The 23,582-nt window shown below is 68.5% G+C and carries 23 protein-coding genes; 7 read left to right on the forward strand and 16 right to left on the reverse strand.

Features of this window, described 5'->3' with window-relative positions; all coding sequences use genetic code 11:
• The first annotated feature begins 2 nt into the window (after positions 1-2).
• Positions 3-647 (forward strand): ribonuclease HII, encoded by a 645-nt coding sequence (gene rnhB / locus NKJ07_RS14050; RefSeq protein ID WP_318570464.1) that lies wholly within the window; start codon positions 3-5, stop codon positions 645-647.
• A gap of 30 nt (positions 648-677) precedes the next feature.
• Here rnhB and NKJ07_RS14055 read toward each other — a convergent pair whose 3' ends face one another.
• From NKJ07_RS14055 to secF, 3 genes are all read right to left on the reverse strand, one after another.
• The gene (locus NKJ07_RS14055) at positions 678-911 is read right to left on the reverse strand and encodes a DUF7511 domain-containing protein (RefSeq protein WP_318567434.1); all 234 of its coding nucleotides are present in this window, start codon (positions 909-911) and stop codon (positions 678-680) included.
• A gap of 191 nt (positions 912-1,102) precedes the next feature.
• The gene (locus NKJ07_RS14060; protein ID WP_318567435.1) at positions 1,103-2,665 is read right to left on the reverse strand and encodes a preprotein translocase subunit SecD; all 1,563 of its coding nucleotides are present in this window, start codon (positions 2,663-2,665) and stop codon (positions 1,103-1,105) included.
• Complete coding sequence (gene secF, locus NKJ07_RS14065) at positions 2,665-3,540, reverse strand: protein translocase subunit SecF (protein ID WP_318567436.1); 876 nt, start codon at positions 3,538-3,540, stop codon at positions 2,665-2,667. Before secF ends, NKJ07_RS14060 begins: the two co-directional genes overlap by 1 nt.
• Positions 3,541-4,037: 497 nt before the next feature.
• Between secF and NKJ07_RS14070 the strand changes: the two genes are divergently transcribed.
• Complete coding sequence (locus tag NKJ07_RS14070) at positions 4,038-5,537, forward strand: lipopolysaccharide biosynthesis protein (protein WP_318567437.1); 1,500 nt, start codon at positions 4,038-4,040, stop codon at positions 5,535-5,537.
• A gap of 97 nt (positions 5,538-5,634) precedes the next feature.
• Positions 5,635-5,961, forward strand: coding sequence for a DUF7968 family protein (locus tag NKJ07_RS14075; RefSeq protein WP_318567438.1), 327 nt, complete (start codon positions 5,635-5,637; stop codon positions 5,959-5,961).
• 285 nt (positions 5,962-6,246) lie between these two features.
• Here the strand turns inward: NKJ07_RS14075 and NKJ07_RS14080 are convergent, their stop codons facing one another.
• The 3 genes from NKJ07_RS14080 to NKJ07_RS14090 form a co-directional block, all read right to left on the reverse strand.
• Complete coding sequence (locus NKJ07_RS14080; protein ID WP_318567439.1) at positions 6,247-7,401, reverse strand: NAD-binding protein; 1,155 nt, start codon at positions 7,399-7,401, stop codon at positions 6,247-6,249.
• A 535-nt stretch (positions 7,402-7,936) separates the two neighbouring features.
• Positions 7,937-9,163: a Tm-1-like ATP-binding domain-containing protein gene (locus tag NKJ07_RS14085; RefSeq protein ID WP_318567440.1), complete on the reverse strand. Its 1,227-nt coding sequence runs from the start codon at positions 9,161-9,163 to the stop codon at positions 7,937-7,939.
• Positions 9,163-9,996 carry a phosphoenolpyruvate hydrolase family protein gene (locus tag NKJ07_RS14090; protein ID WP_318570465.1) on the reverse strand — a complete coding sequence of 278 codons (834 nt, stop codon included), beginning with the start codon at positions 9,994-9,996 and terminating at the stop codon, positions 9,163-9,165. The genes NKJ07_RS14085 and NKJ07_RS14090 overlap by 1 nt, the downstream gene beginning before the upstream one ends.
• Positions 9,997-10,150: 154 nt before the next feature.
• On the opposite strand from NKJ07_RS14090, the gene NKJ07_RS14095 reads away from it, so the two are divergent.
• Complete coding sequence (locus NKJ07_RS14095) at positions 10,151-10,558, forward strand: cupin domain-containing protein (RefSeq protein WP_318567441.1); 408 nt, start codon at positions 10,151-10,153, stop codon at positions 10,556-10,558.
• 50 nt (positions 10,559-10,608) lie between these two features.
• On the opposite strand, the gene NKJ07_RS14100 is transcribed toward NKJ07_RS14095, so the two are convergent.
• The 4 genes from NKJ07_RS14100 to NKJ07_RS14115 form a co-directional block, all read right to left on the reverse strand.
• Positions 10,609-11,091, reverse strand: a complete 483-nt coding sequence (locus NKJ07_RS14100; RefSeq protein ID WP_318567442.1) for a DUF5812 family protein — start codon at positions 11,089-11,091, stop codon at positions 10,609-10,611.
• Positions 11,092-11,219: 128 nt separating this feature from the next.
• The gene (locus tag NKJ07_RS14105; RefSeq protein ID WP_318567443.1) at positions 11,220-11,729 is read right to left on the reverse strand and encodes a DUF8056 family protein; all 510 of its coding nucleotides are present in this window, start codon (positions 11,727-11,729) and stop codon (positions 11,220-11,222) included.
• Positions 11,730-11,891: 162 nt separating this feature from the next.
• Positions 11,892-13,295, reverse strand: coding sequence for a ribonuclease FAU-1 family protein (locus NKJ07_RS14110; RefSeq protein WP_318567444.1), 1,404 nt, complete (start codon positions 13,293-13,295; stop codon positions 11,892-11,894).
• Entirely contained in the window at positions 13,292-13,666 is a 375-nt protein-coding gene (locus tag NKJ07_RS14115) for a DUF7532 family protein (RefSeq protein WP_318567445.1), read from the reverse strand. Before NKJ07_RS14115 ends, NKJ07_RS14110 begins: the two co-directional genes overlap by 4 nt.
• Positions 13,667-13,812: 146 nt before the next feature.
• On the opposite strand from NKJ07_RS14115, the gene NKJ07_RS14120 reads away from it, so the two are divergent.
• A complete protein-coding gene (locus NKJ07_RS14120; RefSeq protein ID WP_318567446.1) occupies positions 13,813-14,823 on the forward strand; it encodes a PrsW family intramembrane metalloprotease in 1,011 nt (336 codons plus the stop codon).
• 4 nt (positions 14,824-14,827) lie between these two features.
• Here the strand turns inward: NKJ07_RS14120 and NKJ07_RS14125 are convergent, their stop codons facing one another.
• Positions 14,828-15,445, reverse strand: coding sequence for a riboflavin synthase (locus NKJ07_RS14125; protein ID WP_318567447.1), 618 nt, complete (start codon positions 15,443-15,445; stop codon positions 14,828-14,830).
• 113 nt (positions 15,446-15,558) lie between these two features.
• Between NKJ07_RS14125 and NKJ07_RS14130 the strand changes: the two genes are divergently transcribed.
• A complete protein-coding gene (locus NKJ07_RS14130; protein ID WP_318567448.1) occupies positions 15,559-16,218 on the forward strand; it encodes a DUF502 domain-containing protein in 660 nt (219 codons plus the stop codon).
• Positions 16,219-16,308: 90 nt separating this feature from the next.
• Here NKJ07_RS14130 and NKJ07_RS14135 read toward each other — a convergent pair whose 3' ends face one another.
• Complete coding sequence (locus tag NKJ07_RS14135; protein WP_425504768.1) at positions 16,309-18,135, reverse strand: SLC13 family permease; 1,827 nt, start codon at positions 18,133-18,135, stop codon at positions 16,309-16,311.
• Positions 18,136-18,293: 158 nt separating this feature from the next.
• Between NKJ07_RS14135 and NKJ07_RS14140 the strand changes: the two genes are divergently transcribed.
• Positions 18,294-18,542 (forward strand): DUF7533 family protein, encoded by a 249-nt coding sequence (locus tag NKJ07_RS14140; RefSeq protein WP_318567450.1) that lies wholly within the window; start codon positions 18,294-18,296, stop codon positions 18,540-18,542.
• A gap of 53 nt (positions 18,543-18,595) precedes the next feature.
• Here NKJ07_RS14140 and NKJ07_RS14145 read toward each other — a convergent pair whose 3' ends face one another.
• From NKJ07_RS14145 to NKJ07_RS14160, 4 genes are all read right to left on the reverse strand, one after another.
• Positions 18,596-19,759, reverse strand: a complete 1,164-nt coding sequence (locus NKJ07_RS14145; protein ID WP_318567451.1) for a M24 family metallopeptidase — start codon at positions 19,757-19,759, stop codon at positions 18,596-18,598.
• A 3-nt stretch (positions 19,760-19,762) separates the two neighbouring features.
• Positions 19,763-21,604: an ATP-dependent helicase gene (locus NKJ07_RS14150; protein ID WP_318567452.1), complete on the reverse strand. Its 1,842-nt coding sequence runs from the start codon at positions 21,602-21,604 to the stop codon at positions 19,763-19,765.
• Positions 21,605-21,732: 128 nt separating this feature from the next.
• Positions 21,733-21,918, reverse strand: coding sequence for an HVO_0416 family zinc finger protein (locus tag NKJ07_RS14155; protein WP_318567453.1), 186 nt, complete (start codon positions 21,916-21,918; stop codon positions 21,733-21,735).
• A 133-nt stretch (positions 21,919-22,051) separates the two neighbouring features.
• Positions 22,052-23,578, reverse strand: coding sequence for a carboxypeptidase M32 (locus NKJ07_RS14160; protein ID WP_318567454.1), 1,527 nt, complete (start codon positions 23,576-23,578; stop codon positions 22,052-22,054).
• Positions 23,579-23,582: the final 4 nt, after the last annotated feature.

Consider the following 23,582-nt stretch of genomic DNA (forward strand, 5'->3'; position numbering starts at 1 on the left):
CCGTGCGGATCGGGAGCGACGAGGCGGGCAAAGGGCCGGTGCTCGGGCCGATGGTCGCCGCGGCGGTCCGGGTCGACCCCGACGCGCTCCCCACCGCTGTCGACGACTCGAAACGGCTCACGCCGGCTCGCCGCGAGGAACTCGCCGCCGGGATCCACGCCGTCGCCAAGGGGGTCGGCGTCGCGGTCGTTACCACGTCTCGGATCGACGCGCCCGAGACGGATATGAACACGCTGACCGTCGACGCCCACGCGGAGGCGCTCGCGGGCGTCGCGGGTGACGGCGACGCGGTCTCGGCGGACGCGGGCGACGTCTCGGAGTCACGCTTCGCGCGGCGCGTCGCGGCGGGCGTCGACGACCGGGGGGTCACGGTCGAAGTGCGGGCCGAACACGGGGCCGACGCCAGTGATCCGATCGTGGCCGCGGCGAGCATCGTCGCGAAGGTCGAGCGCGACCGACACGTCGAGGCGCTCGCCGACGAGTACGGCGAGGTCGGGAGCGGCTATCCGAGCGACCCGGCGACGAGAGCGTTCCTCCGCGAGTACGTCCGCGATCACGGGTCGCTACCGGACTGTGCGCGGGCGTCGTGGAAGACCTGCGACGACGTGCTCAGGGCGGCCGAACAGTCGGCGCTCGACGAGTTCTGAGTCCGTGCGTGGCGAGGTCGACGCGAGCGTTCAGCGCATCTCCGCGAGCGGGACGAACGATCCCTCCGCGGCGGAGACCCACGTGGTGACGAGGTCGTCGTCGCTCAGGCCGACGGGGAAGACGGTACACTCGTCCGTGCCGTCGACGGCCGTGACGACGGTGGCGACGTAGAGCGGGGCGTCGGCAGCGACGACCGCGCCGGCCGCGGCTGGGGAGTCTGTGGGCGAGGCGTCGCCGTCTCGGCGGTGTGGCGTTCCAGACATGGGTACTGACGGGGTCGGTCGGTGGACGGTACGGGCCGACCGACGCGAACGGGGTCGATAAGTCGATCGGCGCTTCTCACCGGTCGGGAACCGTCGGCGTCTGGGACGGCGCTCGGTGAGAAGTACCGGCCACGGACGGGAGGTCGCCGTCCGGGTCCGAACGCGGGCGGGCTCGACAGGAACAGTGGCCCTCAGCGGTCCTCGGTGAGGAGCACCCGGAGGATGTCACCGTACGCCGGCCGGGTGAGGAGCACGCCGACGAGGACGCCGAGGATCGTGAAGATGGCGAAGCCCTGGAGATCGCCGAGCGAGAGCACGGCGAGCGGCGACATGGCGATTACCGTGGTGGCGGCGGCCGCGCCGATGACCCAGAACGCCTTCTTGAACCGCGACTGGAAGATCCGCCGCGAGGAGACGTCGCCCTCGGCCATCACCTCGTCGGCGATGATGATGAGGTCGTCGACCCCGGTGCCGATGACGGCGATGAAGCCGGCGATGGCCGGGAGGTTGAGCGCGTAGCCGATACCGGCGGCGAAGCCGAGCAGGATGAGCACCTCCGAGAAGGCGGTGACGATCATCGGCAGGGCGACCTTGGCCTCGCCGTAGCGGACGAAGACGACGCCGGCGACGGCCAGGACCGCGATGATGCCGGTAATGACCGAGTCGGTCTTGAAGCTCTCACCCTGGCTGGGCGAGATGAACGACGACGTGCCGCCGTCCTCGCCTTCGAGATCGAGGCGGGCTGGGAGTTCGCCGGCGCGGAGGTTGATCGAGACCGTCTGTGCCTCCGAGAAGTTACGCGTCGTGAGCTGGAAGCCAGGATCGTCGGCCCAGCTGCCGGAGCTCATACTCTGGGCGAGCCCCGGGGACATGCCGAAGGAGTTGACCACCTGATCGTCGACGATGACGAGCAGACACGGCTGGGTGCCCGCGGGGTTCTGCTCGTACGTACACGTCGTCCCGCCGGGCTGGGCGACGCCCGTCTCGACCACCGCGGCCTGGAAGTCCTCCGCGGCTTGGTCACGGACCGTCACGGGGACGAACGGGCCGCGTTCGGACTCCTGTGCGGTGCCGATGTTCTGGAAGTCGTCGCCCGTCAGAACCCCTTCGCGAGTCGTTTGCGTGCCGTTCTCGCGGTAGTAGATGTCGACGCGGACCGACCCGCGGGACTCGACGAGGTCCACCACGTCGGAGCGGTCCTCGTTGGGAACCTCGACGAGGATGAAGTGCCCGCCGGTCGCGGTCGTGACCTGCTGGACCGTCCCGCCGGAGAGGCCCGCCTCGTTGATCTTGTTCTCGAGGACGCGGACGACCTCCGCACGGGTCGGCTCGGTGACGCCCTCACGAACCGAGCCGTACGAGTAGCCCAGCGAGTCGAGCGTCGAGCCGAGCTGTTGGGTGGTGACGCCCTCGGCGGTCACCTCGACGGTCGCGGTCGTCTGGGTGGTCGAGCGGACGATGACGTCGCTGGGATCGGCCGCGTCCAACTCGGCGGCGACCTCGCGGGCGACATCACGGGAGTCGGCGGTGTCGACCTCGACCTCCTCGGCGGTCACGCCGACGAGCGGCGCGCGGATCCGCGTCCCACCGGAGAGTTCGAGGCCGTACTGGAGGTTGGTAATCCCTTCGGAGGCGGTGCCGGCCCCGCCCGCGCTCTCGCCCGCGTTGACCGTCGGCGAGAAGAGCGCGAACGTCGACGCGATGAGGACGACGACGAGCAGGAGGATCCGCCAGTTGTCCCTGATGGTGCCCATTATCGGGCCACCCCCTCGAACTTGTACCACCGCAGCAGCGAGAGGTTCAACAGGTAGGTGTTGATGAGGTCGGCGGTGAGGCCGAAGACGAGCACGGTGCCGATCGCCGCCAGGAGGGAGATGCCGAACAGCGTGGCGACGACGGTCATCACGATCATCGCGGCGATCGACGTCAGGGTCATCGTCACGCCGGTCCGCATGGCGCGGTAGGTCGACTCGTAGAAGTCACCGGACCGCCGCAGGATGTGGTTGTTCAGGAGGATGTCGGAGTCGACGGAGTACCCGATGATCATCAACAGCGCGGCGACGGTCCCCAGAGAGAGCTCGATGCCGAGGAGGTTCATCAGCGCGATGGGGATGACGATGTCGGAGAAGGCCGAGATGACGACGGCGATCGAGGGGACGAACGTCCGGAACATGAGGAAGACGAGCACGCTCATGCCGAGGAAGGCGACCACGACGCCGAGCAACGCCTGTTGCTGGGTCTCACCGCCGAAGGCGGCGGAGACGGCGTCGATCGAACGGATCTGAAAGCCCGCCGCCTCGGCCTGTTGCTCGATCTCGGACGTCGTCGCGGCACCCGACTGGAACGTGACGATGTACGTCCCGTCGGAGGGGACCGAACGGATCGACTCCGGCTCCGCCGAGAAGGCCGCCTGGATCTCTTCCCGAGCCTGCCCGTCGGGGGAATCGAGCGCGATACGTAGCTCCGTGCCGCCGGTGAAGTCCAACCCAGGATTCACCGGTGAGCCAGTCACGACGGTCCATCCCGCGATGACGAGGAGGGAGACGGCGAGCAACGCGAGCGGCACCGCCGCGAGCTGGCGATTCGTGTACCGGGTGTAATCGACTTCCGGTACGTCGAACTCGACCATGTTCTCCGGTGTTCCGGCCCGCCGAATAAGCCTTCTTATGTACGATTCGAGAGCCGTTCGTCGCGGTACGCACGTCGCATGTTCCGTGTGAACTGTCGGCCCCGGGTGTTCACGTTCCAGGTCGTGAGGCGGGCCGGTCAGCGTCCGTCCTGCGGCGATGTCTCCCGGTTCGGTCGCGGCCGTGCCATGGGCGGGCGTCATCCGTTGTACCTCCTCGACGCGCGCCCGGACGGGGCGACGGTCGTCGACATCGACGGTATCGGCCGCCCGGTCCGCGACCGACCGCGAACGGGAAGAGTGCCCCGCCGACCGCTCGCGCTTAGCCGCGCGTTAACCCCGGCAACGCCGACGCGAACCGTGAGACTGGTTGTGCCTGCTGGTGGGCGAGCGGGTGGTTATCCGCGGTATAACAATGCCCCGGCCAGCGGTAGTAGCGCCAACTCAGCCTCCCGTCGCCCTCGCCGTGCGACGAGCCGGGACTCAGTGACACAGCCATCATGCACCGCCTTTCCTCACTCGTCAAACGGCTCGTCCCAAGCGGCGGGACGGGCCAGCGCGCCGCCAAGAGCGCCGTCTGGCTCTTCGGCCAGAACATGGTCGACCGGCTCCTTCCCCTGATCCTTCTCGTCGTCCTCGCGCGGCTCGTCGGCCCGCTCGAACTCGGCCTCGTCGGGATCGCGCTCGTCTCGATGAGCGCCCTCCGGAGCCTCACGGAGGTGGGACTGAACGAGGCGCTCATCCAGCGCGTCGAGGAGAACGTCGACCGCTACCTCGACACCGTCCTCGCCCTGGAGGTCGCCCGCGGCCTCCTCGTCTTCACCGTCCTCTTCCTCGCGGCCCCGTTCATCGGTCGCCTGTTCGACGCACCCGCCACCGTGTCGCTCATCCAGGTGATCTCGGTGTCGGCGGTCCTCCGCGGGCTCAAGAACCCCGCGGTCGTCTACTTCCAGAAGAACCTCGAGTATCACAAACTGTTCGTCTACAACACCGGCGGGACGCTCGCGTTCTTCTTTACCGGGCTCGTCCTCGCGCTGATCGACCCCTCGGCGTGGGCGTGGATCGGCGCGTTCCTCGCGGCCGACGTCGTCCGCCTCGTCGCCTCGTATCTCATCCACGACCACCGCCCGGGGATCGGTTTCGACCGGCAGGCGGCGGCCGACCTCATCCACTTCGGCAAGTGGATCACGGGGTCGTCGATCCTCTACTTCCTCTACAACGAGGGCGACGACGTCTTCGTCGGCTGGCTGCTCTCGCCCGTGGCGCTCGCGTACTACCAGTACGCCTATCGGATGTCGAACGCGCCCGCGGCCGAGTTGAGCCAGGTGATCGCCGGCGTGATGTTCCCCGCGTTCTCGAAGTTCCAGACCGACCTGCCGCGACTCCGCGAGAGCTACCTCAACACGGTCCGGCTCGTGTCGTTCGTCGCGGTGCCGATGGGGATCGGCTTCGCCGTGGTGGCACCGGCGTTCGTCGACGCGGCGTTCGGGAGCGAGTGGCTCCCGATGGTGCCCGCGATGCAGCTCCTCGCGGGCTACGGTGTCTACCGCGCGGTCGGCAAGACGATGGGTGCGCTCTGGAAGAGCGTCGGCCGCCCCGACTACATCACGAAGACCTCGCTCCTCAAGGTGCTCGTCATCGCGGCGTTCATCTATCCGGCGACCGTCCGCTGGGGCATCACGGGGACCGCCGTGTTGGTCCTCGGGGTGAACCTGTTGGTGAGCATGCCCATCAACCTCTACATCACCGCGAAGCTGCTCGAGACGACGAGTCTGCGGATCCTCTCGGAGACGGCGTATCCGCTGGTCGCCGCGGGCGTGATGGCCGCCGCCACCTGGTACGTCGGGAGCGTGGTCGCCCTCCCGGCGTGGCTCGAACTGGTCGTCATGACGGTGACCGGCGCGGTCGTCTACGCGGCCACCGTCCTCGCGCTGGATCTCGGCACCGGCTGGGGGATGCGCGGGGACATCCAGCAGGTCGTCGCCAGCATCGTCCGCTGATCGGTCGGACCGATCGGGCCGTCGACGCGCCTCTCTTCCCCGCTACGCTCCGTGTCCACCCAGTACGCTCTTTTGCCGCGGTGTCTTACTTCTCGGTATGACACGAACGGCGACGCGGGTGGTCCTCTCGTATCCGGCGGAACTCTCGAAGTGGGGTCGCGATCAGGTCGAGAGCGATCGGTACCGGGGGTACCTCCGGAAGGTCGTCGACGACCTCACCGTCGGGCGGGAGTTCGAGGAGTTCGCGGACGTCGGCTGTTGTGGCGACTCGCTCGACGTCTGCTTCCGCATCGAATCGACCGACGGCGACGAGATGGGTCCAGACACCGAGATCGACTTCACCACCCGCGAGGCGGAGCACGCGGGTGGCTGGCGCGTCCAGAGCGCCGCCGGTCCGAACGCCGAGAGCGGCCAGCGGCGCTGACTGCTCCGGGAACGGCGGTACAGTGAGAAACAGTGTCAGCCGGTGGGAACCCGAGCCGAAAGGGTGTGGTTTCCACTGGAGAACGTCGGCCGGCACGCGGACGGGCGACCGTGGCTCGAACCCTCAGCCGGAGATACGTGCGAGAAGCCCTGCTGAATTCGATGTTCTCGCTTCGACGGGCCCGGTACGGAGAGGTGGCCCACGCTGTGCTGCAGACGGGGCATAGATCGGCTCTGCGAACAGAGTCGACTTCCGGTCGAAGGATCGTGAACACGGCCGACGGACTCACTCCTCCATTTCGTCTCCGAGCAGTTGCTGTTCGAATGCTTCCGCGTCCACCTCGCCGAGCGCAGACGCGGTGAGCAGTCGACCACCGAGGTTCGTGGGGCTGATGACCACGTCAGCACCTGCGCGCTTCATCTTGGCGACGTTTTCGCGGTGCGTCGCGGCGGCGACGATTCGGACGTCGGGGTTGAGCTGTCTCGCGGTCAGAATCGCGAGCGCGCCGGGCCCGTCGTACTGACTCGCGACGATGACCGCCTGTGCCGTTCCGATTCGAGCAGTTCGGAGGACGTCGTCGTCCGTCGGGTCGGCAGGGTAGACCGTTACGCCACCCGCCGTGGACTGATCGTCCACCGTCTCGTCGTCGGTGACGACGAGGACCGACGGTTCGTCGTGGAAACCTTCGAGTATCGATTCCGTCAGTTCGCCGTAGCCGAGAACCAGGACGTGGTCCTCGAGCGTCTGGAATTGTGATTCGATCATGCGTCCCTGTGACCGTCGAAAGAGGTTCTCGAGAGACGGTTGCAACAGCGCGCCGAGCGCCCCCGCGAAGCTTCCCGCACCGACGAAGATGGCCGAAACCGCGAAGTATCGCGCGAACGATGTCGTCGGGGTGATATCGCCGTAGCCGACGGTGGCGGAGGTCACTACGGCGAAATAGAACGCGTCACCGAGTGAGTCGATCCCGCCGAACTGCGCTCGTAGCGAGTACGAGCCGACGGTGATGTACAGCTGTGATGCGAGGAGGATTCCACCGGCGATGCGCTGTGCTGCGGTGAGTTCGAACGGGCGGTGGAACCGGCGTCGGTTTCTGACGACGAGCAGAAGGGAGAGAAGCGAGAGGACGGTGAGCGGCAGTGAGAGCACTCGCGCCTGGAAGAACCCCTGGATAGTCGTTCCCAGGAGGAACACGACCGTCGCGAGCCACCCGAGCCTGAAACCGCGTCGCATCGCGACGGTGCTCACTGCGAGTGCGAGACCCGAGAGCGCCCCGGTGTAGTTCAGGACGGTCCGATCGGACTGTGAGAGAAGCACCCCGATGGGCCCGATGCCGCCGAAGTCGACGCTGGCGTTGAGGAGCCCCACGGCGATCGAGAGGCCCGCGACGACGTAGGTGAGACGAACGGTCCGGTCGACGCCGACGTCTGTCCAACCCATCCGCTCGTGTAAACGTGTCGATCAGATAAAAAGCTCAGAGGGGTCCCGAGACGTTCGGAACAGCGGGCGGTTTGGACCGTCGTGCTGGACAGGGGGGTAGATCCGTCGCAGTAGGCTCGTGTAATGCGGCTGTTGCTGCGTATCGTGTCTCCCGACATAGCACGCGATTCGGATCGGCCGCTGAGCATTTCGACGGGGCTGTAGATACATACTCCTGGTAGTGGTCCGTACCTCGACGGAGCGGAAAGGCCACCGCTTCGTCTGGAGGTGGCGCCGGGATCGGCGGCGGTGCCCGCACGGACGCGTCGAGGACCGAAGATCCGCTCCAGTGTGGGTGTGTATTCCACACGACTGCTCCGGAGCACAAAGGCCACCGCTTCGTCTGGAGGTGACCGTCGCGTCGGTCGTCGTCAGCGCGTCGGGCGCGTGACTGCGTCGTCACGAGGTATCTATATAGACGACGGACTCACCGGAGCACGATAGAGAGGAAAGGCCACCGTTTCCGGTGGAGGTGCCGTCGTGTTCTCTCCCCATCCTACGACTCCGGTGCGCGACCGGCCGCACGCATGTACTCGTGGAGTTTCCGGGCGATCGCCTCGGCGAACGCCTCGTCGTTGACGTCGGTCTCGAACTCCATGAGTTCGACGCCGTCGTCGATCCCCTCGCGGAGGGCGTCGAACAGCGCGGCGTCGGCCGCGGGATCGTGAAACTCCTCGCCCTCGACGGCGAGCATCGAGACGCCGCCGAGCGGGAGCGCGAGCGCTGTCGGCCCGGTGGCGGCGGTGAGCTTCTCGGCGATGATCCGGCCGAGTTCGGCACACTCCTCGGGAGTGGTCCGCATCAGCGTCACCTGCGGGTTGTGGACGTGGAGTGTTCGATCCTGGAACTCGTCGGGCACCTCCTCGCGCGGCCCGAAGTTCACCATGTCGAGCGCCCCCGTCGACACCACCTGCGGGATGCCGGTCTCCGCGGCCGCGTCGAGGCGGGTTGGGCCCGCCGAGAGGACGCCGCCGACGAGTTCGTCCGCCCACTCGGTCGTGGTGACGTCGAGGACGCCGTCGATGACGCCTTCTCGTACGAGGTTCTCCATCGCCGTGCCGCCCGTCCCGGTGGCGTGGAAGACGATCGTCTCGTACCCCCGCTCTTCGAGCCACGCGCGGGCGTGTTTGACACACGGCGTCGTGACGCCGAACATCGTGATGCCGATCGTCGGGCGGTCGTCGACCTCGACGTCGGGCTCGTTCGACACCATCCCGACCATCGCGAGCGCCGCGTTCGAGATGACCGTTCTCGACAGTTGGTTCAGCCCCTCGATGTCGGCCACGGAGTACAGCATCATCACGTCGCGCGCCTCGACGTACGGGCGGACGTCGCCCGAGGCCATCGTCGACACCATGAGTTTGGGGACGCCGTACGGGAGCGCACGCATCGCCTGCGTCGCGATGGAGGTGTTGCCCGATCCGCCGAGGCCCAAGAGCCCGTCGAGGACCCCCTCCTCGTGGAGGTCCCGACAGACCGCGGCCGCCCCCTCGCCCATGGCCTCCATCGCCGCGCCGCGGTCGCCCGCCTCGCGGAGGTCGTCGAGGGACTCCCCGGCGGCCGACGCGACCGCGTTGGCGGCCGTGTCCGGTTCGAAGCCCGGGTCGCCGACGACGCCGGCGTCGACGACGTGCACGTCGATCCCCTGCGCCTCGATCACGTCGCGGGCGAAGCCGATCTCCTCGGCTTTCGTGTCGAGCGTTCCGACGACGACGACCGCCATCAGAGATCGATCTCCTTGAACTCGCGGGCCTGGTTCTGGATCGCCTCCTCGGTGGGCAGGCGCTCGATGCTCGACGCGCCGAAGAAGCCGACGACGCCGTCGGTGTTGTCGAGGACGTACGCGGCGTCGTCTGGCCACGCGATGAGCCCGCCGTGGCAGATGACCATGACCTCGTCGTTCACCGCCGTGGCGGCGTCGTGGTGGGCCTGGACCCGCTCGGCGGCGGCGTCGAGGTCCAGCGCCGTCTCCGCGCCGATGTCACCTGAGGTGGTGAGCCCCATGTGCGAGACGACGACGTCCGCGCCGGCCTCGGTCATCGCTCTCGCCTGCTCCTCGGTGAAGACGTACGGGCAGGTGAGCATTCCTTTCTCGGACGCCGTGCGGATCATCTCAACCTCTTTGTCGTAGCCCATCCCGGTCTCTTCGAGGTTCTGGCGGAAGCCGCTGTCCTCGTCGATCAGGCCGACGGTGGGGAAGTTCTGCACCCCCGAGAAGCCCCGCCGCTGGAGGTCGTCGATGAACACGTCCATGTCGCGGAACGGGTCGGTGCCGTTGACGCCCGCGAGCACGGGCGTGTCCTCCACGACGGGGAGCACCTCGTGTCCCATCTCGACGACGATCTGGTTCGCGTCGCCGTACGGGAGCAGCCCCGCGAGCGACCCTCGGCCGTTCATCCGGTAGCGCCCGGAGTTGTAGATGATGAGCAGGTCGACGCCGCCCCGCTCGGCGAACTTCGCGGAGATGCCGGTCCCCGCGCCCGCGCCGATGATCGGTTCCCCCTCCGCGACCGTCTCCCGCAAGCGGTCCAGCGACTCCTCGCGCGTGTGTCTCATTGCCATGACCATTGACACTAATTCGGAGTGCGAGCATCAGTGTTACGGCGCCGACCGGGTCGGCGCGGACACGGGGGACGCCGCAAGCGAGCGGACGCGGGGACGCCCCGCCGCACCAAACAGTTAATCGCTCGTCACGTGAGCCGAGTAATGTATGACAACACACTACGTCGACCCGGACGACGTCGACACCCAGCAGTTCGACTGGGGCACGCTCAAGTGGATGGCGACGCCGGAGGTGACCGGCGGCGAGCGGTTCAGCGCCGGCGTGGTGCTGCTCGAACCCGGGAAGGGCCACGAACTCCACACCCATCCCGACAGCGACGAGATCCTCTACGTGATCAGCGGCGATGGCGAACAGACGGTCGCCGGCGATACGCGGGAGATAACGGCCGGCGAGATGGTGAACGTCCCCGCAGGCGTCGAACACGGCACCGTGAACACGGGGTGGGAGACGCTCAAACTCCTCGCGGTGTACGCCCCGCCGGGCCCCGAGGACGTGCTTGCCGACCTTCCGGGGTGTACCATCGTCCCGGCCGGGGAGATCCCGACGCGCGACTGACCGCCGCTCGACCGCCGTCGCACTCTCGGGGTGGACACGACGACGTCCGGTCAGGGCACGTACCGCACGACGACGACGCCCGGCTCCGAGCGGATCTCGACGCGCGCGACGCCCAGTCGGGCCGCACGCGAGAGCGTCCCCTCGCGGTCGTCGACCACGTCCGCGACGGCCTGCTCGGTCGTCTCCTCGGGGACGGTCATGACGTGGAGTTCGCCCGTGCCGGCCCGCTCCTTCCGCGAGAGTTCGCCGACCGGCTGGTCGGCCGCCACCTCGCGCGCCCACGCTGTCGGCGTCAGGTCGGAGACTTCGATCGAGAGCTCCCACTGGCGGTCGATCTCGACCAGTCGCCACGAGACTTCCAGCGGCGGCTCGGGTGCGACGGTTCCCGCGACCGCCTCGTCGACCGCGACGCCGGGGTTCGACGCGAGGGTGTGGACCTGTCCGTCCCGTACGTCCTTCAGCACGGCCGACTCCTCGTCGGCGGCGGTGACCAGGAACGTGCCCGTCTTCTCGGACGTGTCGTCACTGCTCATTGTCGGACGGAGGCGACAGCGCCTGTTCACGCTTTCGTCCTTCGGTCAGTTTTGAGGCGTTCTCGGGACGACACCTGCGTCCGCATCCGGGAGTCTGGTCGGCGTCGACGGGATCGGCGGTCGTCGAACTACCGGAGCAGTCGGTGCGTGAGGACGATGACGGCCGACGCGAGGAGCGGCGGGACCACGCCCGCTAGTTGCGGCAGCGCGTACAGCGCCTCGACGACCGGCGCGACGGCTCCCGTCGGGGTCGTCTGCTGGTCGGCCGGGACGGTGACCACGAGTCCGACGTACAGCGAGGCGACGAAGAGGTAGCCCGCGAGCGAGAGCGCGAGGTCGTACCGGACGTCGTCCCCTTCGGCTCGCCTGTGGCGGCGGGCGACGAGCAGGACGGGTGCGACGAGCGGCGCGACGACGAACAGGCCGACGACGACGTAAAACGCCCGCGAGAGGGTGAGCGAACCGCCCTCGATGGCGGCGGTCTGGGCGATGAGGACGACCAGCCCCGCGCCGAACAGCACCGTCACGGCCAGCGCCGCGAGCGCCCCGACGAGGACGTAGCTCCGAAAGAGCAGCGAGTCGCTCTGTCGGAACGCGTACGGGAACGCGCCGAAGACCCCCCGGTAGCCGTCGGTCATACCCGCAGTTAGGAACGGCCGCGTTTAACCGACGCGGTCGGAGCGGCGTCGGCTCTCGGGACGGTCGCCTGTCCGTCCGTCGGTTCAAAACGCCGACGCCACACCCGATCTCCGCTCCCTGGTCTCGGTCCCCGTTCTCGTGCTTCCGGTCACGGCGCCGATTCACAGCGCCTTCTCGAGACTCGTCGCCACGCTTCGGGCTTTCTCGGCCAGGTCGTCAGACAGTTCGCCCGCGTCGACCGCCGCGTCGAGGTCGGCGTCGTCGACGCGCTCGACCCGTCCGTCCGCGTGTTTGATCACGTCGACGTGGAGGTCGACGTACCGTACGACGTCGGGGAAACACTCGACGGGCGTACAGACGTTGACGTACGTCCCTTTCAGCTTCCCGCCGGCGCTCCGGTAGACGGTCGGATACCACCAGCGCCCCTCGCGGAACTTCGTGAGCGCGGTGTCGCCCTGCTCGCGCGGGATGTCCAGCGCGTCGTAGCTGCCGCCACCGGAGAGTTCGCGCCGGACGGCGACGGTCCCGTCGGGGTCGTGTTCGACCACCTCACCGCGGCCGAGCGTGATGAGCCGACCGTCCGGCTTGCCGTGGCCGATCGCGACCGTCTCCCCCTCGACGGGGCCGAACTGTCGGGTGACAACGCCGAACGGAAACTCGTCCTCGCCCGCGGGCGAACAGAGCGCCTCGGCGAAGTCGACGCCGGCGCTCGCCGACTCCGATCCCGCCTTGATCCGGTGGTGCCCCGGCATCGTCGCCGTCACCGCTCGACGGTGGTCGTCGAGAGCGAAGCGCGACTCGCGGCCGAACCACAGCCACGTCGACGCCGCCGGCGAGGCGCGGCGGGTGGGCCCGCCGACCGGTTCGCCACGGACGGCGTCGAGCGCCTCGGCCGTCTCGACGGCGCGTTCGAGCGCGCCGCGGAGCGTCTCCATGTCGGCTGCCGTCGCGGCGTGTCGCCAGCGGACGCCCCAGCCATCGGGCACCTCGACGCCGAGGAGATCGGTCATGCCGGCGAGTTCGCGCCCCGCGGCGTCGTCGCGCGTGTCGACGCGCACCCCGTCCCGGCCGGCGTCGAGCGTCGCCAGTCCGGTCCCGGCTTCGAGCCCCGTTCCGAGTTCTGGCCGCCTGTCGCACCACGGTGGCCGGTCCGTGCGGACCTGCACGCGGAGCGTGTCGCCGTCGTCGACGTGCGCCTCGGCCGCGTCGTACGGGAGATACCCCTCTGCCGGGCCGAGGTCGCAGACGGCACCGCGCCCCCGCGTCTCGACCACGCGGGCGTCGAACACCGCTCCGACGGGCGTCGGCGACGGCCACGCGAGCGTGTCGGCCGCGACCCGCAGTTCCGCCGTCGCCGACGCGACCCGCGACGACGCGCCGGTGACGCCGACGCCCTGGCGGTCGTCCGTGGTCTCGACGGCGACGTCGTGGTCGGCGTCGTCGAATGACTCCTCGAACCGTCGGCGGATCGGCGGCGACGCCTGGACCACGTCGTGTCCCGCTTCCAAGAGCACGTGGGTGAGCGCAGTCGCGTAGATGCCCCGGACCCGGACCCGGACCGTCATATCTGCGCGGGATCCCGGACGAACCTGACGCGGTCGTTGACCGTCCCGCCGAGCGTCAGTTCGACTTTCTCCTCCCCCAGTACGCGGCCGCCCTCGACGGGGACGCCCCACGAGTCGAAGCGGAGGTAGCCGCGGATCTCCGCGCCGTGGGTGTAGAGATCGACGTACTGCACGGCGTGTTCTGTGACGTCCGCGGAACTGTGGGCCATCTCCATGTCGGAGTGGACCGTCTCGACGCCGTCGAAGAACGACTCGATCGCCTCCGCGTCGCGGCTGGTGGCCTCGGCGACCGCTTTCGAGACGCGCCTGATCTCGGCGCGGGAGAGCCCGGCGTCGCGGAGCGCCGCCTGCGTTCGCTGGTCGAAATGCATACTCGCACGTGGACCGCGGGGGTCTTCAACGCTTCAACGTTCGGCGCGTCACCCTCGGCCGAGACGGCGACGGGTTTCGGTGTCGGACGACAGACACACACGACGGGTGACAAGACATTAACCTCCCCCGCCTCAGATACGGGTGTATGAGTGACAGAATCGATCCCGTCAAGTCCGCCTCGGACGACGGGGTCGACCTCTACGACGTCTCGACGTGGGAGGAACGGACGTCGCTTGATGGCCTCGCAGTCGCGATCTACCGGCTCATCGTCGGCACGGCGCGGATCGGCGTCGTTGTGCTCGCGTTCTTGATCCTCTTGGCGATCGGCGGGCTCGCGGCGCTGACGGACCTCCAGGTCGGCGCGCTCACGATCCTCTCGGCGGTCCCGGCGCTGGGGCTCGCGGCGTACGTCTGGTACAGCGACGTGACGACGAGCGAACCGCTGTCGCTTTTGGTCGCGACGTTCCTGCTGGGCGTGCTCACGGCGAGCTTCGCGGCCATCCTCAACTCGATCGCACAGCCGGCGTTTCAGGCGTTCCAGTTCGTCGGCTCGGTCGCCTTCTTCTACCTCGTCGTCGGCCCGGTCGAAGAGACCGTCAAGCTCCTCGCGGTTCGACTCCACGCCTACCGCCAAGACGAGTTCGACGCCGTCGTCGACGGGGCCGTCTACGGCGCGATGGCGGGGCTCGGCTTCGCGACCATCGAGAACTCGCTGTACATCACACGGAACCTCGGGACGGGGACCGAGATGGACCTCGGCCTCGGCCTCATCGGGATGGGGGGCGGCATCACCGCCGTCCGCGCGCTCGCCGGCCCCGGGCACGTCATCTACTCGGCCATCGCGGGCTACTACCTCGGGCTGGCGAAGTTCAACCGCGAGAACGCGGGGCCCATCGTCATCAAGGGGCTGCTCCTCGCGGCGGTCATCCACGCCACGTACAACTCCACCGTCGGAATCGGTTCCGGAATAATCATTGCGGTGACCGGGCTCCCGCCGCTCGTGGCCTTCTTCGCGTACGTGCTCCTGTTCGACGGCGTGTTCGGGCTGTTCCTCATCGGCAAGATCAAGCGCTACCGCGACGCCTACCGGTCCGCCCACCGCGACGGAGCGGCATCCGGGGACAGGTTCCGGTCCGAACAGAACGAATTCGAGTGACCCATCACCGGCCGGCGAGTCGGTCCTCGACGCCGTCGAGGTAGCCCTCGAGCATCGATTCGACGTACTTCGCGACGACGTCGACCTCGACGTGGATCGGGTCGCCGGCTTCTTTCTCCGAGAGCGACGTCAGGTCGTACGTCGTCGGGATGATCGCCACGTCGAACGTCTCCGTCCCGCGGGCGGCGACCGTCAGGGAGATGCCGTCGAGCGCGACCGACCCCTTCGTGACGACGTACTGTCCGATCTCGGGCGGGAGCGAGAATGTGTATCGCCAGTCCTCGCCGACGCGGTCGACCGCCTCGACCGTCGCGGTCGTGTCGACGTGCCCCTGCACGAGGTGGCCGTCGAACCGGCCGTCGGCGGCGAGCGCGCGTTCGAGGTTGACTACGCTCCCCTCGACCACGGAGCCGAGATACGTCTTTTCGACCGTCTCCGCCGCGAGGAACACCTCGAAGGTGTCCTCGTCGAACCGCTCGACGGTGAGACAGACGCCGCTGACGCTGATCGACTGGCCGTGGTGGAGGGCGTCGAAGTCGTGCGAGACAGAGAGGCGGCGGCCGTCGTCGGTCTCCGCGACCGACTGGATTTCGCCCGTGGCCTCGACGATACCGGTGAACATACCCCCGCTTGGGAGTCGGGTGTCAAACCGGTTTCCCTCTCGCTTCCGGCGACGGGAACGAGCGAGCCGGCCCCGAGCCGTACGTTTTTGTCGTCCGCCTCGCGACCGACTGTATGACTCTGGCAACGCGCGTCCGGAACAGCTTCATCACGGGGCTGTTTCTCGTCGCGCCGCTCGCCGTGACGCTGTTCGTCCTGCAGGTCGTCTTCAGGTGGGTGACACGGACCATCCGGCCGGTCGTCCTCCAGGTCCAGCCGTTCCTCGCGAGCACGCTCGACTACTCGGGTGACCTCGTCTTCGTCGCACAGGTCGTCTCCGCGTTGCTCCTCGCGCTCGCGATCACGTTCGCTGGCTACCTCGCCTCGAAGAGCATCGGGCAGCGGCTCTTCGGCGGCTTCGAGCGCGGGATCCGGCTCATCCCCCTCGTGCGGACCGTCTACTTCGGCGTCCGCCAGGTGTCGGACTCGCTCACCGAGTCCACCGAGAGCTACGACCGGGTCGTCCTCGTCGAGTACCCCCGGGAGCGCCACTGGATGCTCGGCTTCGTCACCAACGAGAGCCCACAGAGCGTCGAAGAGGCCACCGACGAGACCCTCTACACCGTCTTCGTCCCCCATAGCCCGAACCCCACCGTGGGCAAACTGCTGATGATCGCTGAGGAGGACATGTGGGAGCTGGACATGTCCGTCCGACGGGGGTTCCGTATCATCGTCACGACGGGGCTGAGCGCCGAGGACATGACCGAGGAGCTGCCGGCGGGCGTCATCGACTGACGGTCGAGAGGCGATCGCTGGCGCCACCGTCGCTCCCGTCACGCGCGGCGAGCGGTCCCTCACCGGCCCGACTCGCTCACATTCGAGAGGTCACAGCCCCCACAGGGCGACGACGCCGAGCGTGGTCACGACGGTCAAAAGCGCCTGCAGGGGCGCGCCGACGCGGACGTAGTCGGTGAAGCGGTAGCCGCCGGGACCGTACACCATGAGGTTCGTCTGGTACCCCACGGGCGTCATGAACGCGGTCGACGCCGCGAACGTGACCGCGAGGACGAACGCGAACGGGTCGGCCCCGATCCGGCCGGCGGTGTCGACCGCGACGGGGAGGAGCAAGACCACGCTGGCGACGGGGGTGATGACGTTCGCCAACAGCCCCGTGAGGACGTAAAACGCCGCCAGGGTGGCCACCGCGGGCACGATCCCCGCGAGCGTGACCACGCCGGCACCGAGGAGCGCGACGCCGCCGGTCTCCTGCATCGCCAGCCCCAGGGGGATCACCCCCGCGAGCAGGAAGATCACGTTCCAGTTGACCGCGTCGTAGGCGTCGGCCGGCGAGAGCACGCCAGTGACGACCATCGCGACGACGCCGCCGAGCGCCGCAATGACGATGGGGACGACGCCGAGCGCCGCGAGGGCGATGACCCCGAGGACGATCGCGATCGCCGGCAGCGTCGTCGGTTGGAGTTCGCGCTCGCGCTCGCGCTCGATGAGATCGTGCACCTCGCCCGTGACGACGAACTCGGCGGTTTCGAGCAGATACTCGACCGTCTCGTCGGTCGTCTGCAACAGCAGGGAGTCGCCGGCCCTGATGACCGTCGGCCCGAAGTTCTCGCGGATGAGGTCGCCGTTCCGGCGGCGGACCGCGATGACCGTCGCGTCGTACCGCTCGCGGAGCCGTGCCTCCGCGACGGTGTCGCCGACGACCGACGACTGGCTCAACACCCCCAGTTCGACGAGCGTCCCCTCGGTGGGGTTGTCGAGGTCGGCGTCGTCGACGGTCGCCCGCGGGAGGTACCGGAGGTCCGCGACGTCGCAAAAGCGCTGGATCACCTCCGGCGCGCCCCGGACCGTGAGGATGTCTCGCGCCGCCAACTCCCGGTCGGAGTCGGCCGCGATGAAGTGCTCCCCGCCGCGAAGGACGTCGAGGATGTCGATGTCGAGGTCGCGCGCGGCGTCGATCGTGACCCCCGCGGCGGCGGCACCGACGAGCGGGGACCGCGTGGGGACGAGGACGCGTGCGAGGTACTCGTCCATCCCGTACCGGGTCGTCCGGTCGCCGGGCGTCACGCGTCCGGGCGTGAGCGCCTTCCCGACCGTGAGCAGGTAGACGCTCCCGACGACCAGGACGATCACGCCGAGGGAGGTGAACTCGAACATGCCGAACGGACGGTCGATGAGCGACGCCGAGAGGTCGCTCGCGACGAGGTTGGTCGCCGTCCCGATGAGGGTGAGCGTCCCGCCGAGCATCGACGCGTACGACAGCGGCAGGAGGAGCTTCGACGGTGAGATGCCGGCGTCGTCGGCGAGGTCGGTCACCATCGGGATGAAGACGGCCACCACGGGAGTGTTGTTGATCACACCCGCGATCGGGCCGGTGAGGCCGACCACCGCGACGAGCAGGCGGTTCTCGCTCCCGCGGGTGAGGTGGGCGACCTCGGCGCCGAGTCGGCGGACGACTCCCGTCTCCTGGATCCCCTTCGAGAGGATGTACATCGCGAGGATCGTGACGGTGGCGGTGTTCGAAAAGCCCGACAGCCCCTCCTGCGGGGAGATCCCGGTCCACGGCCCGAGCACGACGAGCGCGACGACGAGCCCGATGGCGACGATGTCCGGCGGGATCGCCTCGGTCACGAACAGCACGACCGTGACGCCGATGAGTGCGAACACCAGCACGATACCGACCGGGAGCCCAAATATCATGTCGCCTTACATGTCTCTCCCGACCGTGCGGCTTAGCTGTTCGCCCGTCTCGATCGGCTCGCCGCCGATCTCACCGACGTGTCTGTCGCCGAGACGCGCCGACGCGTCGATCCGCCACCGGCGTGTTTTTACCGACCCCTCGCCAACCCGAGGCCATGGCGATGGGTATCGCGGAATCGATCCAGCTGGCGGCGAGTCTCGTCTTCGCCATCCCGCTCGGTGTCTTCGGGCTCACGACTCTCATGGACGGCAACACGTTCCTCGGCGGCGTTCTCGTCGGCGTCGCGGTCCTGATGATCGTCCTCCCGCGGCAGCTCACCACGCCGGCCGACGTGCCGGCGAAGGTGGCCGAGAAGGCCGTCGGCAAAGCGGTGAAGCTGCCCGACGAAGACGACGACCGCTGACGCGGCGAGACGACTTTTTCCTCCTGCGGCACCGCCGAGCCGACCGCGACACCTCACGGCGACAGCGACGACGGGAGCGAGACGAGCCGTTCGACGCCCCCGCGTTCGTCCAGAAGGAGCGTCTCGGCGCGGGTCACCCGGTCGGTTCGTCGGTCCGCGCTCGCGGTCCCGTCCGCCGCCCGCGTGACGCTCGCGGCGACGACGACCGCCTGCCCGGATTCGATCCGGTCGCCATCCCGCGGAGACTCCCGCACCGAGAGCCCGACGCCGTGGACCGTCACGGTCGGCTCTTCGAAGCCGTACGCCGTCAGTTCGGCCCTGACCTCGCCCGCGATGCTGCCGACCGTCTCGGTCTCGTCGTCGAGCGCAGCGGTCAGCCGCCCCCGTCCGGCGCGGTGTGCCGCCTCGAGGGCGACGTGTGCCCGACGCTCCCAGCCGCCGTCGCCGTCGACGACGAGCGTCCACGCGGCGCGGAGCCGCGATCCGTCCGGGCCGCGCGGGCGACAGTCGACCACGACGGGTCGCCCAGGGACGACTCGACCGTCGACGCCGCGAACTCGGGTGTCGGCCGGGTCGACGCCACCGCGGGCGAGTTCGACGGCGACCGCGCGGCTGAGTCGGGTGGTCGTCGGACCGGCGTCGGCGTCGCCGTCGGAATCGCGGATCTCGGCCTCGGTGTCCACCCCGGCGGGCCAGTCGTCCGCGGCGAGTCGATCGACCGTCCGGTCGACGGCCCCCTCGACGGCGGAGCCGAGTCGCCGGAGAGCGTCGCGTTCGGCCGGCGTCTTCGTCGCCCGCGCGTCGGCGTCGGCCGCCGTCGAGGCGACGTCGAACCCAGCCCGTTCGAGAAACAGCGCCGTGTCGTGACGCACGGCACGCGGAGTGAGAGCCGTCCCGGTGGGCCCGGGCGTCAGTTCGCGGGCGAGCCGGACGACCGCCTCGGCCGGATCGTCGACCCGTCGGAGCGTGCAGTCGCCGTCTCCACCGCTCGATTCGGGATCAGCGTCGGCAGCGTCGGCGTCGGTCGGGTCGACGACGAGACCGACGGCGCGGTCCGCCGTGACGACGACGGCCTCGGCTCCGAAGACGGCGCTGGCGGCGTCGTCGCCGGCGTGGACGAAGGCGACGGCGTCGCGCTCCGCGAGGGCCTCGCGGACGACTCGGAGGGCCCGCTCGATCCGACTCGCGCGGACGCGATCGGGGTCGAACCTGGCCACCGGCTACGGTTCCGGCGCAACGGGTTCCTGCGCCGCGTCGAGCAGTTCCTCCAGGGACTCCTCGCGGAGTTCGTTGTGGAGGAGGACGCTCACCGGAAGGGTGGGTGCGCCGTCGACGAGGTTTTCGAGGATGACGAGTCGCTCGCGGGCCCGGGACATACCGACGTAGAAGACCCGGCGCTCGTTGTCGGTCAGGAGGGGAACCGGGCTCGTCGTCGAGGTGAACTCGTCGACGCCGTGGGCGGCGAGTTCTTCCTCCGACACCGAGGCGGCCATCTGCTCGACGACCTTCTCGGTGAGGTCGGTCGAGACGAACACGTGGTCGGCCTCGCGACCCTTCGCGGAGTGGATGGTGCCGAGGCGGACTCGGCCGGGATCCATCCCCTGGTAGGGTCCGTCGAAGTACGCGGCGATGGATTTGCGCTGGAAGCTCGTCACCTTCCGGACCATGTCGGAGGCGGAGGCCCCGTCGGGGACGAACGGCGCGAGCGAGCGGATCTCGTCGGCCGAGATGTCGATGGCGGCGAGGTCGTCCGTCTCCGCGGCCTCCTCGTACTCGTCGATGAGGTCGTACAGGTCGTCGCGCTCGTTCGTCCCGAACGCCGACTCCTGGAGCATGTCGGCCAGGCGGCGGGCTTCGAGCCCCGTGACGGGGTCGTCGTCGGCGAGGTTCTCGACCGCGCGGACGTAGTCCGAGAGGCGATCCGTCCACATCCGCTGGTCGGTCATCACGGAGAAGGGCATCCCCAGCGGGAGGAACTCGTCGATGAACTGGAACATCTGGTAGCGCGCTCTGAACAGCAGCATCACGGTCCCCTCGTCCTGTTCGACCGTGTAGCGGACGTTCCGCGCGAGGTCGAGCATCGAGGGGTTGTAGACGCCCTCGACCGTGCCACCCTCCTTGCGGGGTTTGAGGTCTTTCTCCTGGCGCTTCTCGATGTGGCGGATCTCGCGGTTGACGACGTTGAGGATCTTCGACGGGAGGCGGTAGGAGTTCGGCAGGACGACGTCCTCGTCACGCGGCGTGTCGAGGAGGAGGTCCGGGTCCGCCCCCTGCCAGGCGTACACCACCTGGTCGTCGTCGCCGGCGATGAGGACCTTCTTCATGTGGGGTTTCCACTCCTCGTAGACGTCGTACTGGAGGGTAGTGATGTCCTGGAACTCGTCGATCACGAGGTAGTCGACGTGGGGGACGAGCGCGCGCTGTTTCACCCGTTCGAGCATGTCGGCGAAGCCGACGAGTCCGTTGTCGCCCTTGTACGCCCGCCACGCCCGGATCGTCTCGGGCACGTCGACGCGGTCGTCGTCGGACGGCCACGTCGGGGTGTACTTGTTCCCCTCCTGGGCGTTGGGGTCGACGTCGGGCGGGAGCCGAACCTCCTCGACGTTCCACTGGAACGGGACGTCGTACCAGTCGGCGACGTCTCGACTGGTGCGCTGGAGCCACTGCGACGTGGCGATGATCTTGTTTCCTAACGTCGTCGAGCGAGCGGTTCGCCGGCCCCCGCTCTTGTACTCGTCCTCGTACTCGACGCCGTACTCCTCGCAGAACGCCTGTTTGTCCTTCTCGCCGACGACGTCGCCGCGCGAGAGGTTCAACAGTTCGTACGCCTTCGCGTGCATCGTGCTGACGTTGCCCTTCAGCGACCGGGGCGTCGTGTCGAGCCGCTCCGCGAGCCGTTCACGGATCTCCGCGGCGGCCGCACGCGTGTACGAGACGACCAGGACGTCATTGACCTCGACGCTCTCGTCTTCGAGCAGCGTCTCGACGCGGTCGAGGAGGGCGGTGGTCTTCCCGCTCCCCGGCCCACCGAACAGTCGGGTCACGGTCTCAGCTTCGCTCATTGTACCCGTGCACGCCCCGCTGGTTCATAAACGGCGTGCCTCGTCGTGTCATCCGCCAGTCCGAACGGCCCGCGCGAGCGAGGCCGTTCGTCGGTCACGAGCAAAAAACCGCGTCGGCGACGCCCGCCTCAGGAACGCGGGTTCCACCCGCAGACCGTACACTGGCTGGCGGACGTGTCGTGCAGCGCCCCGCAGTCGGGGCACTGGAGCTTGTTATACGATCGATCCCAGCGTACCGGTGTCGTGTCGTGGCCGCGGTCCGAGAGGAACTGGTCGAACAGCTCGTCGTCGTATTCGCTGGGTTCGGCTGCCATACAGGCCATGGTAGGGCATACCGTTACTTATGCTTACTGTTACCACGATATTTGTTGACATATTATGATTTCGGATACAGTGTGTCAGCAGAGACAGTCAGTGACGACCAACACCGACCGGAAGTCCGGGCCGTCAGACCGAATCGAGGTCGTACAGCGCGCCGTACTTGTCGGTGACGTAGTCAGTGAAGGCGTCCGCCGAGAAGTCGTCGCCGGTGGCCTCGTGGACGAGGTCGTTCGTCTCGTAGCGCTGGCCGTGGCGGTGGACGTTGTCGCGGAGCCACTCCCGGAGGGGGTCGAACTCCCCGTCTCGGACCTGGCTGTCGACGTCGCCGAGGTCGGCTTCGGCGGCCGCGAAGAGCTGGGCGGCCATCGCGCTCCCCAGCGAGTACGTCGGGAAGTAGCCGAACGAGCCGTGCGACCAGTGGATGTCCTGCAGACAGCCCTTGGCGTCGGTCTCGGGGCGGATCCCCAGGTACTCCTCCATCTTGTCGTTCCACACCGCAGGCACCTCCTCGACCGCGAGATCCCCCGCGACGAGCGCGCGCTCGATCTCGAACCGGAGCACGATGTGGAGGTGGTAGGTGAGTTCGTCCGCCTCGACGCGGATGAGGTTGTCCTCGTACACCTGGTTGACCGACTCGTACGCCTCCCGGGGCGTCACCCCGTCGACCTGGGGGAACGACCCTTTCATCGTCGGCAGGAACCGCTCCCAGAACGCCACCGAGCGCCCGACGTGGTTCTCCCAGAGCCGCGACTGCGACTCGTGGACCGACAGTCCCCGGTGTTCGCCAAGCGGCGTGGCGTACTGGTCGTCCGGGAGGCCGAGGCTGTACGTCGCGTGGCCGAACTCGTGAATCGTCGCGGTGAGCGCGTCGATCGGATCCGACGGTTTGAACCGGGTCGTCACCCGGGCGTCGAACTGCGTCCCCGTCGAGAAGGGGTGCGAGGAGGTGTCGAGCCGGCCGCGCTCCCACGGGTAGCCCAGCATCGAGAGCGCCTCGCGGGCGAGTTCCTCCTGTGCGTCGGGGTCGAACTCGCCGGTGAAGGCGTCGGTCGTGATCGGCGTCTTCGACTCCCTGATCTCGTCGATCATCGGGACGAGCGTCTCGCGGATCTCGGTGAGGATCTCCTCCGCCCGGTCGAGCGAGAGACAGGGCTCGTAGTCGGCGAACAGCACCTCGTAGGGGTCGGCGTCGGGATCGATGTGTTCGGCGTACTGCCGCTTGAGGTCGAGCAGTTCCTCGACGTGCGGGGCGAACGCCGACCAGTCGTTCTCCTCGCGAGCGCGCTCCCACACCGGCAGCGCCTCCGACGTTTTCTGGGAGATGCGCTCGACCAGGTCGGTCGGGACGCGGACCGCGCGGTCGTACTCGCGGCGTACCTCCCGGACGACTGCCGCCCGCTCGGGGTCGAGGTCGCGCGCTTCGAGGTCGGCCAGGCGGTCGCCGACCCCGTCGTCGGTGAGCAGGTCGTGTTGGACCGCCGACAGCGCCGACAGCTGTTGTGAGCGCGCCGGGGTACCACCCTCGGGCATCATCACCTGCTGGTCCCATGAGAGCAGCATCGACGCGGCCTCGACGTTGTTGATCCGCCGTATCTTCGAGAGGAGTTCGTCGTACGCGTCGGGGGCTTCGGCCGCAGCGGAATCGGTCGCCATACCG

It is taken from the genome of Salinigranum marinum, from assembly GCF_024228675.1.
GTDB classification, from domain to species: domain Archaea; phylum Halobacteriota; class Halobacteria; order Halobacteriales; family Haloferacaceae; genus Salinigranum; species Salinigranum marinum.

Excerpts from the sequence above, each read along its gene's own strand:
- NKJ07_RS14055 (WP_318567434.1), bottom strand. The coding sequence starts at position 911 with ATGTCTGGAACGCCACACCGCCGAGACGGCGACGCCTCGCCCACAGAC.
- NKJ07_RS14060 (WP_318567435.1), bottom strand. The coding sequence starts at position 2,665 with ATGGGCACCATCAGGGACAACTGGCGGATCCTCCTGCTCGTCGTCGTC.
- secF (WP_318567436.1), bottom strand. The coding sequence starts at position 3,540 with ATGGTCGAGTTCGACGTACCGGAAGTCGATTACACCCGGTACACGAAT.
- NKJ07_RS14070 (WP_318567437.1), top strand. The coding sequence starts at position 4,038 with ATGCACCGCCTTTCCTCACTCGTCAAACGGCTCGTCCCAAGCGGCGGG.
- NKJ07_RS14075 (WP_318567438.1), top strand. The coding sequence starts at position 5,635 with ATGACACGAACGGCGACGCGGGTGGTCCTCTCGTATCCGGCGGAACTC.
- NKJ07_RS14080 (WP_318567439.1), bottom strand. The coding sequence starts at position 7,401 with ATGGGTTGGACAGACGTCGGCGTCGACCGGACCGTTCGTCTCACCTAC.
- NKJ07_RS14085 (WP_318567440.1), bottom strand. The coding sequence starts at position 9,163 with ATGGCGGTCGTCGTCGTCGGAACGCTCGACACGAAAGCCGAGGAGATC.
- NKJ07_RS14090 (WP_318570465.1), bottom strand. The coding sequence starts at position 9,996 with ATGAGACACACGCGCGAGGAGTCGCTGGACCGCTTGCGGGAGACGGTC.
- NKJ07_RS14095 (WP_318567441.1), top strand. The coding sequence starts at position 10,151 with ATGACAACACACTACGTCGACCCGGACGACGTCGACACCCAGCAGTTC.
- NKJ07_RS14100 (WP_318567442.1), bottom strand. The coding sequence starts at position 11,091 with ATGAGCAGTGACGACACGTCCGAGAAGACGGGCACGTTCCTGGTCACC.
- NKJ07_RS14105 (WP_318567443.1), bottom strand. The coding sequence starts at position 11,729 with ATGACCGACGGCTACCGGGGGGTCTTCGGCGCGTTCCCGTACGCGTTC.
- NKJ07_RS14110 (WP_318567444.1), bottom strand. The coding sequence starts at position 13,295 with ATGACGGTCCGGGTCCGGGTCCGGGGCATCTACGCGACTGCGCTCACC.
- NKJ07_RS14115 (WP_318567445.1), bottom strand. The coding sequence starts at position 13,666 with ATGCATTTCGACCAGCGAACGCAGGCGGCGCTCCGCGACGCCGGGCTC.
- NKJ07_RS14120 (WP_318567446.1), top strand. The coding sequence starts at position 13,813 with ATGAGTGACAGAATCGATCCCGTCAAGTCCGCCTCGGACGACGGGGTC.
- NKJ07_RS14125 (WP_318567447.1), bottom strand. The coding sequence starts at position 15,445 with ATGTTCACCGGTATCGTCGAGGCCACGGGCGAAATCCAGTCGGTCGCG.
- NKJ07_RS14130 (WP_318567448.1), top strand. The coding sequence starts at position 15,559 with ATGACTCTGGCAACGCGCGTCCGGAACAGCTTCATCACGGGGCTGTTT.
- NKJ07_RS14140 (WP_318567450.1), top strand. The coding sequence starts at position 18,294 with ATGGCGATGGGTATCGCGGAATCGATCCAGCTGGCGGCGAGTCTCGTC.
- NKJ07_RS14150 (WP_318567452.1), bottom strand. The coding sequence starts at position 21,604 with ATGAGCGAAGCTGAGACCGTGACCCGACTGTTCGGTGGGCCGGGGAGC.
- NKJ07_RS14155 (WP_318567453.1), bottom strand. The coding sequence starts at position 21,918 with ATGGCAGCCGAACCCAGCGAATACGACGACGAGCTGTTCGACCAGTTC.
- NKJ07_RS14160 (WP_318567454.1), bottom strand. The coding sequence starts at position 23,578 with ATGGCGACCGATTCCGCTGCGGCCGAAGCCCCCGACGCGTACGACGAA.